The organism is Sphingomonas sp. BL-S-28, assembly GCF_055521515.1.
In genome coordinates, this window is record NZ_CM145483.1 from 1,586,116 (window position 1) to 1,600,768 (window position 14,653).

The 14,653-nt window shown below is 61.2% G+C and carries 15 protein-coding genes; 4 read left to right on the forward strand and 11 right to left on the reverse strand.

Going from position 1 to position 14,653, the window contains the following annotated elements; all coding sequences use genetic code 11:
• Positions 1-10 precede the first annotated feature (10 nt).
• The 9 genes from ACZ1JC_RS06690 to ACZ1JC_RS06730 all read right to left on the reverse strand — a co-directional run bounded on the left by ACZ1JC_RS06690 (position 11) and on the right by ACZ1JC_RS06730 (position 6,605).
• Positions 11-535, reverse strand: coding sequence for a VOC family protein (locus ACZ1JC_RS06690; protein WP_465169050.1), 525 nt, complete (start codon positions 533-535; stop codon positions 11-13).
• A gap of 51 nt (positions 536-586) precedes the next feature.
• Positions 587-976, reverse strand: coding sequence for a MaoC family dehydratase (locus tag ACZ1JC_RS06695; protein ID WP_465138715.1), 390 nt, complete (start codon positions 974-976; stop codon positions 587-589).
• On the reverse strand, positions 973-1,431 hold the full coding sequence (locus tag ACZ1JC_RS06700) for a hypothetical protein (RefSeq protein WP_465138714.1): 459 nt from the start codon (positions 1,429-1,431) through the stop codon (positions 973-975). Before ACZ1JC_RS06700 ends, ACZ1JC_RS06695 begins: the two co-directional genes overlap by 4 nt.
• An 11-nt stretch (positions 1,432-1,442) precedes the next feature.
• Positions 1,443-2,606 carry an acyl-CoA dehydrogenase family protein gene (locus ACZ1JC_RS06705; protein ID WP_465138713.1) on the reverse strand — a complete coding sequence of 388 codons (1,164 nt, stop codon included), beginning with the start codon at positions 2,604-2,606 and terminating at the stop codon, positions 1,443-1,445.
• A 63-nt stretch (positions 2,607-2,669) separates the two neighbouring features.
• Positions 2,670-3,224, reverse strand: coding sequence for an NADPH-dependent FMN reductase (locus ACZ1JC_RS06710; protein ID WP_465138712.1), 555 nt, complete (start codon positions 3,222-3,224; stop codon positions 2,670-2,672).
• 1 nt (position 3,225) lies between these two features.
• Positions 3,226-4,002, reverse strand: coding sequence for an SDR family oxidoreductase (locus tag ACZ1JC_RS06715; protein WP_465138711.1), 777 nt, complete (start codon positions 4,000-4,002; stop codon positions 3,226-3,228).
• The gene (locus tag ACZ1JC_RS06720) at positions 3,999-4,739 is read right to left on the reverse strand and encodes an alpha/beta fold hydrolase (RefSeq protein ID WP_465138710.1); all 741 of its coding nucleotides are present in this window, start codon (positions 4,737-4,739) and stop codon (positions 3,999-4,001) included. Before ACZ1JC_RS06720 ends, ACZ1JC_RS06715 begins: the two co-directional genes overlap by 4 nt.
• Positions 4,740-4,744: 5 nt before the next feature.
• Entirely contained in the window at positions 4,745-5,701 is a 957-nt protein-coding gene (locus ACZ1JC_RS06725; protein ID WP_465138709.1) for a VOC family protein, read from the reverse strand.
• 52 nt (positions 5,702-5,753) lie between these two features.
• On the reverse strand, positions 5,754-6,605 hold the full coding sequence (locus tag ACZ1JC_RS06730; protein ID WP_133085045.1) for a fumarylacetoacetate hydrolase family protein: 852 nt from the start codon (positions 6,603-6,605) through the stop codon (positions 5,754-5,756).
• A gap of 130 nt (positions 6,606-6,735) precedes the next feature.
• Here ACZ1JC_RS06730 and ACZ1JC_RS06735 point away from each other — a divergent pair, with 130 nt between their 5' ends.
• Positions 6,736-7,443, forward strand: coding sequence for a GntR family transcriptional regulator (locus ACZ1JC_RS06735; protein WP_465138708.1), 708 nt, complete (start codon positions 6,736-6,738; stop codon positions 7,441-7,443).
• A 7-nt stretch (positions 7,444-7,450) separates the two neighbouring features.
• Here ACZ1JC_RS06735 and ACZ1JC_RS06740 read toward each other — a convergent pair whose 3' ends face one another.
• Both ACZ1JC_RS06740 and ACZ1JC_RS06745 read right to left on the reverse strand, forming a co-directional pair.
• On the reverse strand, positions 7,451-8,233 hold the full coding sequence (locus ACZ1JC_RS06740) for an SDR family NAD(P)-dependent oxidoreductase (protein WP_465148496.1): 783 nt from the start codon (positions 8,231-8,233) through the stop codon (positions 7,451-7,453).
• Between the two features lie 29 nt (positions 8,234-8,262).
• Entirely contained in the window at positions 8,263-9,927 is a 1,665-nt protein-coding gene (locus tag ACZ1JC_RS06745; RefSeq protein ID WP_465138706.1) for a class I adenylate-forming enzyme family protein, read from the reverse strand.
• A 157-nt stretch (positions 9,928-10,084) separates the two neighbouring features.
• On the opposite strand from ACZ1JC_RS06745, the gene ACZ1JC_RS06750 reads away from it, so the two are divergent.
• Genes ACZ1JC_RS06750 through ACZ1JC_RS06760 form a run of 3 tightly spaced genes read left to right on the forward strand, consistent with a single transcriptional unit; the run spans position 10,085 to position 14,648 of the window.
• On the forward strand, positions 10,085-11,287 hold the full coding sequence (locus tag ACZ1JC_RS06750; protein ID WP_465138705.1) for an acetyl-CoA C-acetyltransferase: 1,203 nt from the start codon (positions 10,085-10,087) through the stop codon (positions 11,285-11,287).
• A 47-nt stretch (positions 11,288-11,334) separates the two neighbouring features.
• The gene (locus ACZ1JC_RS06755; protein ID WP_465140275.1) at positions 11,335-13,494 is read left to right on the forward strand and encodes a 3-hydroxyacyl-CoA dehydrogenase NAD-binding domain-containing protein; all 2,160 of its coding nucleotides are present in this window, start codon (positions 11,335-11,337) and stop codon (positions 13,492-13,494) included.
• The gene (locus tag ACZ1JC_RS06760; protein WP_465138704.1) at positions 13,491-14,648 is read left to right on the forward strand and encodes an acyl-CoA dehydrogenase family protein; all 1,158 of its coding nucleotides are present in this window, start codon (positions 13,491-13,493) and stop codon (positions 14,646-14,648) included. Before ACZ1JC_RS06755 ends, ACZ1JC_RS06760 begins: the two co-directional genes overlap by 4 nt.
• The last annotated feature ends 5 nt before the right edge of the window (positions 14,649-14,653 follow it).

The window sequence follows — 14,653 nt, forward strand, 5'->3', positions numbered from 1 at the left end:
AGTCTGCCGGTCAGGCCGCGGCGACCGGGGGTACCAGTTCTGCAAAGGAAGGATGTTCGCCTGGCCCGCTGTACGCGAACTTGCCCGGTGCATGGTGCCACTTGCCGTCGTTCCTGCTTTCATACGGCGAGGCGACCTCGATCAAACAGCCATGGGTGCTTTTCGGGCCCACCCAGCTCCATTTCTGCCAGGTCATGTCCGGGTCGTTGTAGGTCTTGCCGTCGCCAAGCACCTGAATGCCTTCCGCGGCCAATTTCTCCATTGCTCCCGGTACGTCGTCGGTAGCAAAGCAGAAATGATGCACGTGCTCGCCGACCTTTTCGAGGCGGTCGCCCATCGGCGTTCCCGGGGAGGGCTGGATGAACTGGATTTCTGTTCCACCATTGTTGACGAAAGTGGCCCACCGCATTCCTGCATCCGCGCCGCTCGAGAATTCGTCGTACTTGACGATACGCTCTTCCAGCGATGCAGGGTCGAGAACGCGCAGTATCTTGGTCCAGTTCTCGATGGCGGTGTCGAGGTCGCGTACGACCATGCAAACGTGGGCAAAAGGTCCGCTAGGCATAATCTCTCTCCTGGAGAATTTTCAGATTTCTATTGTTGCTGTGCCGGAATTGACGGTGCCACGCCCGTCCACGTCGAGCTTGAATTCGCACGTGACCGTGCCTCCATCGATCGCGGTGACCTTGCCGGTGACGACAGCGTGATCCTCGCCATAGACATTGTCCAGAAAGCGCGAATCCATCTTCGAAATCCGGCCTTTGGGGAAGGCACGCATGAGCATGTTCATCATGTAGGCCACATTGATTGGCCCCTGGTTGATCACGCGGTTGCCCAGGCCCTTTGCCTTCACGGCTTCGACGTCGAGATGGATCGGATTGGGATCTGCGAGAAAGACCGCCCACTGCTTCATTGCATCGGGGCTGACGCGCTCGATGGTGAACGAAGGCAATTCGTCTCCAACGTCATATGTCATGCGGCAAACTCCTTGCGGGGCAGTACCCAGACGTTGTCGGTCTCAAGCACTTTGGTGCCGTCCAGCAGGTGCAAGCGGAGCCGGTAGGTCAGTACGTCCATGACGCCGAGCTTGCGGCTGCGCTTGCGGACGAGATCGAGGATTTCACCGGTGACCCTGTAGCTTTCGCCCACCTTCAGGGGGGCGTCGAACGTTACGCCGCTCGAGCCCATCATCGGACCGTCCTCGACGTCGAATTCGCAGGCCTCGCATACGCCGGCCACCGTCTTGCCCATCGCGACCTGGGTCGCGATGTAGTAGTAGATCGGATGCGCAGTGCCGTCAGGCGCCGGCTCGATGCCGGTTGAACGGCACAGCGCAGCGTTTTCCTCGGCACTGATCTTGAAGACCGCGCTGCCGTCCAGAGACGTGCCGGCAGCGTGTGGGGCAGGGGGCAGATCGTCGAGATCGCTCATGGCCATTTCCTTCAGAAAGAGCGGGGCAGCCCGAGGCTTTCGGCAATCGAGTTACGAACCATCTCGTTGCTGATTGGCGTCATTCTCAGGATCCGGTGATCCCGCCAGTAGCGTTGCATGTCGGTCTCTGCGGAATAGCCCATGCCGCCTAGGATCTGGATGCCGAGATCGGCCGCTTTTACTGCATTTTCAGTCGCGACCATCTTGAGCATGTTCGCCTCGACACCGCAGGGCATGCCGTTGGCCTGCATCCATGCGACGTTGTTGAGCAGCAATTCGGTCGTTTTTTGCCAGGTGGCGATATCCGCGACGTAGTGCTGAAGGATCTGAAAGCGACCGATGATGCCCCCGAACGCCTTGCGCTGCTTCATGTAGTCGAGCGCGTCTTCAAGTACGCCGTCTATCGCACCGAGGCACTGCGCGCCGACCATTATCCGCTCGTTGTTGAGCGTCGGCAGCATTGCGTACCACGCCTGCCCCGGTTCCCCGAGCACGTCCTCATCCGGGACGAAGACATCGTCGTAATGGACTTCGCAAGAACCCATCGCCCGCATGCCAAGCTTGGGCAGCAGCGAGCAGGTAATGCCGGGAGATTTGGCATCGACGAAGAACATCGTGAGGCCGTGATGCTTCTTTTCGACATTGCGATCCGTCCGCGCGAGGACAAGAAGCCGGTCAGCCGCCTTGGCGGCCGTCGTCCACATCTTGGCCCCCTTCAGCTTCCAGCCACCCTCGACCTTGTCCGCGTAAGTCTTCATCGCACCCAGGACATCGGTTCCGCCATCGGGTTCGGTCATCGACAGCGAGACGCGAAGCTTGCCCTGGGCCATCGGCCTCAGCCAGCGATTCTTCTGCTCTTCGGTTCCCACCGCACCGATCGTCTTGGCGCCTCCGAACGAGGTAAGGCCCCACACCCAGAGCAATCCCCCTGCCGTGCGGGCAAACTCGCGGGCGAAGATCATCTGCATCATGACGTCGCCGCCCAGCCCGTCATATTCTTCCGGGATGCCGATGCCGAAAAAGCCTTGCTCTGCCAGCTTGTCCCAAAGCGCGTAAGGGTAGTTTTCCTCGTCGGCTTCGAGCGTGCGCATCCAGTCCTTCGGGGCTTCTGCGTCGACCCAGCGGCGCACAACGTCACGGAAGGCCTGCTGCTCGTCGGTGAGCGAAAAATCCATTGTACTTCCTGTTCTCTTGCGCCCCCAATTGGCACCCATCCGGTGCGCTCAGAACCTATCGTCCTATAGGGTCGGCCCTTCGTGGAAGCGAAACATCTGGTCTGTCATCATGGTAAGCTGGCTGGTGACGGGCGCCTGTTCGATGGGATCGCCCTCGGTTCCGACCGTGTTGATCGCAACCCCCAGAGGTGTCGGCCAACCGCGCAGGGCATGGGTTATGCTGCGAAGCTGCTGGAGCGTTCCAACCGCAGCCTGCCAGCCAGCAGCCGTGGCGATTGCGCCGACCGGCAGGCCGTCGAAGTAGCAGCGACTGTCCCGGTTCGTATCCTCGACATAATCGAGCGCGTTCTTGACGAAGCCCGATATCGCACCGTGATAGCCCGGCGAACCGATGATGATGCCATCGGCGGTCCGAAGCAGTTCAATGTAACGCCGTGCTGCGTCGGAACGCTCCTGATTTTCCGGTGCATACGGGGGGAAATTGATGTCTTCGCCCGAAAGGATGGTAGTGCGTGCGCCGCGCTCCTGCGCGATTGCTAGCGCTTTACGCAGGGCGCGTTCGGTCGATGACATGGCGCGCATGGTGCCGCCGATGGCGATGAAATGGGGCTGGGTCATATCAGATCGACAATCCACCTTCGACCGGAATGACCGATCCTGTCACGTAGGCTCCGGCACGAGAGGCCAGATAGATGGCAGCGCCCGCCAGGTCTTCCGCAGTACCGGTGCGCCCGCGCGGCACCATGCCTTCGACCATTTTTCTCATCTCGTCGGACGTGATGACGGTCATCTCCGTCTCGAAGAAGCCGGGCGCGATGACATTGGCCGTGATGTGGTCGCGGCCCAGTCGTTTCGCGAGACCCTTTGCCAGCCAGTGGATCGCACCTTTGGATGCCTGGTAGGCGTAGTTCTCCTTGGGACCGACCTTGAGAGCGCCTACCGAGCCGATGTTGATGAGGGATGCCGGCCGTTCCTTTGTCCCGCCGGCACGCAGAAGAGGGAGAAATTTCTGAAGCAGGAAGAACGGTGCCTTCAGGTTGAGATCTATGACCTGGTCCCAATCCTGCTCGCTGTAATCGTCGATAGGAGCCTCGGCCATCGCACCGGCATTGTTGACCAGGATATGAAGCGCTTTCTCGGCTTCACTCACGCGGGCGACGAGAGCGTCCACTCCCTCCAGGGATGAGACATCAGCGGTTAGCCCGATGCACTGACCCCCGGTCGAGGTGCTGATTTCCCGGGCGGTATCGAGCACTTTGGCCTCGGTCCGCGCGCAGATATAAACTTTGGCGCCGGCGGCGGCGAAGCCAGTCGCTATATGGCGCCCGATGCCGCCGGAGCCGCCCGTCACGACGGCGATGCGGTCCTTCACCGAGAACAGTTCTGCGGGGTTCATGCGTCCACCTTCAATCCGGCGATTTTGAGGATCAGGCCGGTGGTACCTTCGGGATCGCCCACCAGCAGAGCATGGTCGCCTGGATGTTCGTGAATGTTCCAACCGAGCGCGCGCGCGCGCTCGTGCATCGCCGTCATCACGGTGACGGCGGCGGCGATATAGTCCACCGGTCTTGCGATGGTTTCGCTGCCCTTGGCGATGGCGCCCGCTGTCGCCTTCATCGGCTGGTCAGAAAGGTTGTCGAGCAGCCACTTTTCCCGTGCGGGATCCATGAGGTGCGGATGCTCCTTGGCGGCCGCACGCTGCATCTCGTCGACGCCCGAGCCGATCGGTCCCTCGCCGGCTTCAAGCAATGCATCGAGCTGTGCGACTTGTTCTTCGGGTACATAACCCATCAGCGAGGCGATGCGCTCGCCCGAATGGGCGATGATGGCGTCGAGGTAGATGATGCTGGCGATGCGGTCGCCCACCTCTGCTATGATACCCGGCGCCACGGTGCCGGCATAGCTGTGCGCTACCAGCACGACGTCATTCAGATCCTCGAATTTGAACACGTTGACGATGTCGCGCACGTGGGTCTCGTTGCCCACATCGCGGCCGATGAGATGGCTGCGCTCGCCAAAGCCGGTGAAGGTCGGTGTGTAGACCGTGTGCCCTTGCGCTTCGAGAATTTCCCGGACGTATTTCCAGGTCCAGCCGCCCATGCCGCCGCCGTGAAGAAGAACGAATGTGGTCATGGCAATCAGGCCTCCGCTGGTTCGGTGTTCTGGATAAATTCGGGGAACGGGTCGGGTCCCCATAGGAACATGCTGTCGTCAGGGGCGTGGTTGGCCGAGGGCCAGTCCACATCCGCAGGAATGAAATCGATGTCCGCGGAATACTCGCTGAAGCTGCCCCAGGGATCGCGCACGTAGTAGAAGTAGTTCGCGCCCAGCACATGCTGGCCGAGGCCCCAGTTGGGTCCATAGCCGGCGCGCGCCATGCTTGCGCCGCCGAGACCCACTTCCATGACGGAACCCACGTCCCAGCTGTTGTGATGCATACCGCGGCGGTCGGAGAGCACGAGTGCGAGCAAGTGGTGATCGCTCCCATGGACACCATGGAGAAAGGCAACAGCGGGCTCGCTCTTGTCGGAGAGCCGCAGGCCAAGCGTCCGCTCATAAAAGTCGATCGCGGCGTTCACGTCGGTGGTGAAGATCGCAAAGTGCGAAAGACGGCGGGGGTGGACCTTGGGTGCCTTGCTGTTGGGAATTGCGCCGGACTTGCCGGGTTCTGAACTTGTGAAGCTGAAGCGGCTTTTTTCGGCAGGCGTCGCCTTCTCCGCAACGCGGACGTTGACAGGAAGGCCGTCGAACCCTCTGAACCAGATACCCTTGGCTTCTGCGTTGTCAGGAGCCGCGATGAATTCGACACCGGCGCGCTCGAGGTGGCCGCGAAACGTCTCCTCCTCATCCGCGAATATCCCGAAGCTGAGATAACGCAGTCGCTTGGCATCGCCTGCCTGGCTGAGCACTGCCCACCTGTGCGGATGACCCTGTGCATAGAGTTCGAGCCCGCCATCCGCCTCGCGCACGTCCAGACCGAAGAGCGTGTAGAAGCGTCGTGCCTCGTCGAGGTCGGGCACTTCCACCGCAAAGTGATCGATCGAATGTACACCAAGCACATTGGCGCGGCGACTGGCGATGCTTTTCTCGTTCATCCTGTCCTCCATGGCGGCCGAGCGATGTTCTGGCGCATCGCTCGGCCCGAAATCACGCTGCCTTGATGGGATTGACCAGCAAGCCGATTTTTTCGATCTCCACTTCGCATACGTCCCCGTCCTTCATGAAGAGCGGGGGATTGCGGGCAAGTCCGATGCCCGACGGCGTGCCCATGACCAGCACGTCGCCTGCTTCCAGCGTGAAGCATGTGGAAAGCAAGGACACCGTATCGACAACATCGAAGACCATGTCGGAGGTATTGGCGCTCTGAACGACCTGCCCGTTCAGCCTGGTCTCGATCTTGAGCCCAGCGCCGCCCGCAGGCAGTTCATCGGCCGTGACCAGCCATGGGCCGAAGGCACCGGTATCGTCGAAATTCTTGCCCACGGTCCATTGCGGCGTCTTGAGCTGATAGTCGCGCACGGAGCCGTCATTGAACACCGAGTAAGCGACGATGTGGGACAGCGCGTCTTCCTTTCCGATGTTCTTTCCGCCCTTGCCGACGATTGCGACCATTTCAGCCTCGTAATCGAGCTGGTCCGATGTGGCCGGCTTGATGATTGGCGCGCCGTGGCCGATCAGGCTCGAATTGAACCGTCCGAAAACTGTCGGGAATTCCGGAACCTGAAAGCCGCCTTCGGCAGCGTGATCCTTGTAGTTGAGACCAAGGCACAGGATTTTCGGCGCCTTGATAAGCGGAGGCAGGAATTCAAGGTCGTCTTGCGCGACGCTCTCTCCCTGGGCCAGGACTTTGCCGCCCGCCTTTGCGAGCGCTTCGCCGCCCTGAGCGACAAGGTCGTCCAGATCGTAGAGTGCCGCGTCGCCGAAAATCGCCTTGATGCCGGAGCCAGTGTCCACCGCAACGCCGATGCGACCGTCCTTCGAAACTTTTGCCAAGCGCATGATTCGATCCTTTTCCAAACTCGGGCACCGTGGGGTGGCTCGGTCGGCTCGTCAATCTAAAATATATTCTAAGTGCTAAGATATACCTCTAGCGTTTACCTTGCATTTCGTTGCTGCTATGGGGACTGGGATGACAAAAAAGCTCAGCCTCACCGAGCAGGCCTATCGCCGGCTGCGGGACAATCTCCTGACCTGCCGCCTTGTGCCGGGGGAGCGGATCAACATCAAAGACGTGTCGGACAACCTGGGGTTCAGTCTCGGTGCAGTCCGAGAGGCCTTGTCGCGCCTGACGTCTGAAGGGTTCGTCGTGCTTGACGATGCGCGAGGCTTTCGGGCAGCGCCGATTTCCATCGCCGATCTGACCGACCTCGTCATGGTGAGGAGTGACATCGAGGGACAGTGCCTTCGCCGCGCCATCGAACGCGGCGGCCTCGATTGGGAATCGACGATCGTGAGTGCTGCCCACCGTCTCAGCAAGACGCCGACACGCGATCCCGCCATGCCGGAGCGGCTCAATGAGGACTACGCCGAGGCCCATGGCGACTTCCATCATGCCCTCGTCGATGCTTGCGACAGCCCATGGTTGCTGCGCATGCGCGAATGGCTCTACGCTCAATCCGAACGATATCGCTACCTCACCGTTCCGCTCGCAACCGGCGAGCGGGATCTGGTGCATGAGCATGCCGAGATCGTCGAAGCCACGCTTGCCAGGGACGCGGATCGGGCCGTCGCTCTCCTCAGGAGCCATCTCGAGGCAACAGCCAGGCTTCTGATCGATGGGCAGGGCGACCCGGCGGGTGAGGCGAGCCTGCGTTTCCTGGATGACAAGGCCGCCTGACACCATTTCAGCGTTGCCTTTGCTGGCCCGTGCCGCCCCCGCTGGCCGGCATCAGCATGTTGCTCATGCCCCCGTCGACAAGCACATCGATACCGCTGATGTGGCTGGCCTGCGGACTGGCGAGGAACAGGATGGCGTTGGCGACATCCTCGGCCACGCCGAGTTTACGCAAAGGTATACTGGCTTCCCGCTCTTCCCGGCGCGTCTTGTCACCGTAGCCGGCGGCCGTCATCGGCGTGTAGGTAGGGCCGGGAGAGACGGTATTGCAACGGATGCCATCGGGACCCCATTCAATGCAGAGTTGCCGGATCAGCATCAAAAGCGCCGCCTTGCTGCATGAATAAAATCCGAGCCCCGGCGTAGGCTGGGTGCCCGACATCGAGCCCGTTGCAATGAAGGCACCTTTGCTGGCTCGCAGGTGAGGATGCGCGGCCTTTGCTAGCAGCCAGGTAGAGCGAGTGTTTATCGCGAAGATCCGGTCGAAGTCGGCAAGCGGCTGGTCGACAAGAGTGCCGCCCATGATGATGCCCGCATTGCTGATGACTGCATCGATACCGCCCATGTGGGCGAGTGCAGCCTCGACGATGCGATCGCCGCTGTCGGGCTCGGCAAGGTCAACGACGAAGCCCCCTGTCGCCCCCCCAATTTTGCCCGTCACCGCTCCAAGATTGGCCTCGTCCCTGTCGGCGAGGAGCATTGAGTGCACGCCGGGCAAAACTTGTCCTGCCGCCAGTAGTTCAGCGCAGGCGCGGCCGATGCCGCTGGCTGCACCAGTAATGACCACACGCATTCCATTCTCCCTTTGCGCGCAGCGCCTGATCAGTCCTTGAGACCAAGCTCGTCCATCAACGCGCTGCGCAGCTTGAACTTCTGTATCTTCGATGCCGACATCGGCCATTCGTCGATGAAACGGATGTGCCGGGGCACCTTGAACGAGGCAAGGCGCGCCTTGGTAAAGGCGATCAATTCCTCCGGCTCGACGATCACGTCGCCGTCTCGCTCGATGTAGGCTGCCGGGATTTCGGCCAGCCGCTCGTCCGGCAGGCCAACGACCTGGGCAAGACGAACAGCCGGATGCGCGGCCAGGACCGCTTCGACTTCTGCCGCCGCGACGTTCTCGCCGCCCACCTTGAGCATGTCCTTGAACCGGCCGTGGAACATCACATGGCCGTGCGCATCGATCGAGCCGATGTCGGCGCTGTGATACCAGCCCTCGCTGTCCAGCGCCTGGGCCGTCTTCTCAGGATCTTTGTAGTATCCGTCGAACAGATTGTAACCGCGGATCAATATCTCGCCCCGTTCGTCGACGGCTTTCTCCAAGCCTGTCTCAGGGTCGATGATTTTCATTTCGATGCCGGCGAGCGGATAACCGAGCTTTCTGAAGCCCATTTCCGGCTCCATCCCGTAGCCGCCGGTGGTCACGATTCCTGTAGCCTCCGTCATGCCCATGGTCCCCACCTGCAACATACCGGGAGCCTTCTCCCGGTACGCCTGACCGACCCGGTCGGGCATGAAGGCAAAGCAGCTGTTCTGGAGCCTGACCGAGGAAAGATCTGACGTTTCCCAATCGGGGTGCGCGATCATTGCCTGATGGAATGTGACGAAGGGCAGGAACATCATCGTCACGCGCTCCTGCTCGATCTGGCGCAGGCTTTCTCCGGCGTCGAAATGCGGCTGTCCAATGAAGGTACCCCCAACCTCCATCGCGCCGAGCATGCAGAGCATTGCGGCGATATGGAAAAGCGGCAGCGGCGACCATGCTCGCTCGCCGGGCTGGAAGGCCCAGCGATAGTGCGCCAGGTTGTTCGCCTCGCGCGTCACGGCTTCATGGCTTAGCAGACAGCCCTTGGGATTGGCCGAAGTGCCGGAGGTGTACAGAATCATCGCGGTATCACGCACGCGAACAGTGAGGCGCGCCGCATGGATCTCGTCTTCGCTGACCTGTTCGGCGGCTTCATCGAACATCGCCTGGTCGATGAAGCCGGGAACCGAACGACCGCCAAGCATGATGATGCGGGAAAGCTTCGGTGCCGCGGCAAGTGACAGGCGAGCAGGATTGTCGGCACTCGCCAGGTCTGCAAATGCCTCGTAAAGCCGCGCACCGAAGTCGACGTGTTCAGAGACAAGATCGTTTGTGACGATGGCTGCAAGGTCGGCGTTCTCCGACACGTACGCCATCTCTGGTGCCTTGTAGCGGGCATTCATGAGAACCGAGACGGCACCGCACATCGCATTTGCGAAAAGCGTTTCGACGAATTCGATGCTGGACGGCAGCAAGATGCCGACATGGTCGCCCCGTCGAATCCCGAGCGCCCTTAGCCCCCTCGCGCGGCGCAGAACACTGGCCACGACTTCGTCATAACTCTTGCGTTCGCCCGGGAAAACCAGCGCCTCCCTGTCCTTGCCCTTGTCCCACCCCGCCAAGAGGTGATCACCCAACGTCGTCGCGGTGATGCGAATTGCGGCGTCGTCTTCACCCGTCATGCTCACAAAAGCTCGTCCTCAAAGTTCGTCCCTGCGCGATGAGTGCGAGATTGCAGCGAACCCGCGATCCTGCGCCTTTCGTTGGATAGGTGCGGACAGGCTGGCCAGACCCAAGAGCAGGATCACGAAAACACCGATCACTGGCCGGGAAATGACGATGGAAGCCTATATCTACGATCATGTTCGCACGCCGCGCGGCAAGGGCCGGCCCGATGGCGCGCTGCATGAGATCACTTCGGTCGAAATGGCGACACAGCTGCTCAAGGCCTTGCAGGAGCGCAACGCACTCGACACCGCCTTGCTCGATGACGTTATCATTGGCATGGCGCAGCCGGTCGGCGAGCAGGGCGGTGTCCTGGCGCGCGCGGCGGTTCTTCAAGCCGGCTATGCGCAATCGGTGGCTGGCCAGCAGATTCACCGATTTTGCGCGACTGGCCTCGATGCTGTCAGTCTCATCGCGGCCCAGGTCCATTCCGGCATGATCCAGGCCGGCATCGGGGGCGGCGTTGAATCCATGAGCCGAACGGTCATGGGCTATGATTCCGGTGCCTGGACGTCGGACCCGGCAGTTGCATTCGGCAACTATTATGCGCCGCAGGGCATCGGCGCGGACATCATCGCGACGCTCGACGGCTACACCCGCGAGGATGTCGACCGTTTCGCGGTCGAGAGCCAGCGCAAGGCGGCCCGAGCCTGGGAAAACGGCTATTTTCGAAATTCCATCGTGTCGGTGAAGGACGTGCTGGGCGAGGTCGTGCTCGATCATGACGAGCACATGCGTCCGGGCACCACGCTGGAGAGCCTGGCAAAGCTCAAGCCCGCATTCGAAGGCTTCGGGAAAGCCGGTTTCGAAGCTGTCGCGAAAGCCCGGTACCCCGAGATCGAGGACCTCGACTATGTCCATCACGGCGGCAACAGCTCCGGTATTGTCGACGGTTCCGGGCTCGTCCTGGTCGGCTCACGGGCGTTCGGTGAGAAAGCGGGCCTCAAACCCCGCGGGCGCGTCCGTTCCTATGCCAATATCGGTTCTGAACCGACGATCATGCTGACGGCCCCTGCGGAGGTCTCGCGCAAGGCTTTGCGGGCCGGAGGAATGATGCCCAAGGACATCGACCTCTGGGAGCTCAACGAGGCCTTCGCCAGCGTAGTTATGCGCTTTCAGCGCGACATGGACATTCCCGACGACCGGATCAACGTGAACGGCGGGGCGATCGCCATGGGACATCCGCTCGGCGCCACCGGCGCGATGATCCTCGGCACCGTGCTCGACGAATTGGAACGCCGCGACGCCGAAACAGGCCTCATCACGCTGTGCGCGGCCAATGGTCTTGGGACCGCCGCTATCATCGAGCGCGTCTGAACGCTGCTCCATTCCTAGAAAAAGATCGGGACACACCCATGAAGACAATGCGACTGGAGAAGGCCGAAGACGGCTTCGCGATCCTGACTCTCGATGCCGAAGGTCCGATGAACGTCGTCAACGACGGCTTCATTGCGGACATGACGCAGGCCACCAGGCAGATCGCGCAGGACGACGCCATCAAGGGCGTTATCCTGACCTCGGGCAAGAAGTCGTTCATGGCCGGCGCGGATCTCAAGCAGCTGGTCAATGGCTTCGATACGCTCACACCGCTCGAGGCCTATGCGTTCTCGAAGCGGGCGACCGACATGCACCGCGCGATCGAGCAGTCGGGTAAGCCGTGGGTTGCAGTGATCAACGGTTTGGCGCTGGGCGGAGGTTTCGAACTTGCGCTGGCCTGCCATCATCGCATCCTCGTCGATGATGCAAAGGCCACTGTCGGCCTGCCCGAAGTTACTGTCGGTCTCCTTCCCGGATCTGGAGGCACGGTTCGGCTCGGTATCATCGCCGGCATGAAAACGGCGCTCGACCTGCTTCTGACCGGCCGCGCCGTCGCGCCTGCCGAAGCGCTCAAAACGGGCATCGTGGATCAGGTGGTTCCCGAAGCGGATCTTCTCGATACCGCCCGGGCGTGGCTGGCGAGCGGGCCCGACCCTGTCAAGCCGTGGGACGTCAAGGGCTGGGTTCCGCCTCAGAAGAAAGGGCTTACGGTACCGGAAGATTCCGCCGCGTACATGATGGCGACGGGAGGCCTGGCAAAGAGCGGCTATAATCAGCCGGCTCCGCTCGCAATTCTCAATTCGCTGTTTCAGGCATTGCAGTTGCCGTTCGACAAGGCGCTCGCAGTAGAGGGCAAATACTTTGCTAAGCTGCTCACCGATCCGGTCGCCCGCAACATCATTCGCACGACCTTCATCTCGAAGCTGGCAGCAGAAAAGGGCGCTCGCCGCCCCGCAGGCTATCCCAGGTTCGAAGCGCGAAAGGTCGGCGTGCTGGGCGCGGGGATGATGGGTGCAGGAATTGCCTACGTTGCGGCCAATGCCGGCATCGACGTCGTCTTGATCGACCGCGATGTGCCGACGGCGCAAAAGGGCAAGGACTATTCAGCCAAGGTACTCGGTAAGCTGGTCGAAAAAGGCAAGGTGACGCGGGACAAGGCCGATGCGGTTCTTGCCCGCATTGTCCCGACCGACGATTTCGGCATGCTCCAGGGCTGCGATCTGGTCGTCGAAGCCGTGTTCGAGGATACCGCGATCAAGGCGGAGACCACGAAGAAGGCAGAGGCTGTGCTGCCGCCCGAAGCTATTTTTGCTTCTAACACGTCGACCCTTCCGATTTCGCAGTTGGCGCTGGCTTCGAGAAGCCCGGATCAGTTCATCGGTCTGCATTTCTTCTCGCCGGTCGATCGAATGGGCCTGGTCGAGGTCATCATGGGCAAGCAGACCAGCAAGGAAACGCTGGCCAAGGGTCTCGATTTCATCGCGCAGCTCCGCAAGACGCCGATTGTCGTCAATGACAGCCGCGGCTTTTATACCAGCCGCGTGTTCCAGATGCTGATCCACGAAGGTGCGGCCATGCTGGCGGAAGGCGTGCCACCGGCAGTGATCGAGAATGCCGCCAAGGCAGTTGGCATGCCGGTCGGTCCGCTCGCGCTGCTGGACGAACTCACGCTGGATCTGCCGCTCAAGATCGTCGACCAGGCGATCGCGGAAGAGGGCGAGGGCTATACTCCGCCGGCCGGAGTTGCCGTCATGCGCAAGATGAAGGACGAGATCGGACGCTCCAGCCGCAAGACCGGAGGAGCCTTCTACGACTACCCTGAAGGCGGCAAGAAGCACTTGTGGAAGGGGCTCGCCGAGCACTTCCCTGTCAATGACAGTTGGGACATCGAGGAACTCAAGAAGCGCTTTCTATTTGCCCAGGCGATGGAGACTGCGCGCTGCCTGGAAGAGGGCGTGTTGGAAACACCGCAGGACGCCGATCTCGGCGCGATCTATGGGTGGGGTTTCCCGACGTGGACCGGCGGAACGATCAGCTACATCGATACGATCGGCATCGGCTCGTTCGTCGGGGAAGCGGATATCCTTGCCCAGCGATATGGGCCCCGTTTCCTGCCTTCCGCGTGGCTGCGTGAGAAGGCATCGCGCGGCGAGACCTTCTACACTGCCGAAAGCGCCGACGAGGCCAAGGAGCCCATGCCAGCATGAAGCGCCTGATCTTCGAGCCGGAGCACGAGCAGTTTCGCGACAGCGTCGTCAAGTTCATGAGCGCCAACGTCGGCGCCCATGCCGAACGCTTTCGCGAACAGGGCATGGTCGATCGCGATCTTTACCTCAAGGCAGGCGAGCAGGGATTGCTTTGCACCTGGGCCGAGGAACGGTACGGGGGTGCGGGAATCGACGATTTTCGTTTCGAGCAGATCATCATTGAGGAGAATATGCGCCACGGCGACATAGGCTTCTACATCAATCTCCATAACGATTTGGTCGCGCCCTACATCGCCAAGCTCGGCACGCAGGAGCAAAAGGAGCGATGGATGCCCGGCATCGTCAGCGGCGAGACTATTCTTGCCGTGGCGATGACCGAACCATCTACGGGCAGCGACCTTGCAGGAATGCGCACGAGCGCGGTCGAGCGTGACGATCACTGGGTGCTCAACGGCGCCAAGACATACATTTCCAACGGGATTTTGGGCGATCTGGTTGTTGTCGCGGCACGGACCGATCCGGCCAGCCGCCATGGGCTTGGCCTGTTTGTGGTGGAGCGCGGCTTCGAAGGCTTCGAGCGCGGGCGCAAGCTCGCCAAGATGGGCATGAAGGCGCAGGATACCGCTGAGCTGTTCTTCAGCGATGTCAAAGTGCCCAAGCAAAACGTGCTGGGCGATCCGACGCAGGGCTTCAAGTATCTTGCGCGCTTCCTGGCACAGGAGCGCCTCGTGGCAGCGATCGGTTTCATGGCCACTGCCCAGACTGCCTTCGACCTTACGCTGGACTACGTGAAAGAGCGCAAGGCCTTCGGAAAGCCGATCGGCGCGTTTCAGAATACGCGCTTCAAGATGGCTTCCATGCGCGCGGAGCTCGATGCGATCCAGACGTACGTGGATCAATGCGTGATCCTGCTCAACGCAGGCGAACTCACTGCCGAAGATGCCTCCGCTGCCAAGTTGCTCACGAGCGAACTGGAGGGCCGGGTGATGGACGAATGCGTCCAGCTCCACGGCGGGGCAGGGTACATGGACGAGTACCGGATCAGCCGGATGTACACCGATGCACGCGTCAGCCGCATATTCGCCGGCACCAGCGAGATCATGCGCGAGATAATCGGGCGCGGGCTCGGGCTCGACGAGCGCAAGCTGACCTGACCTAA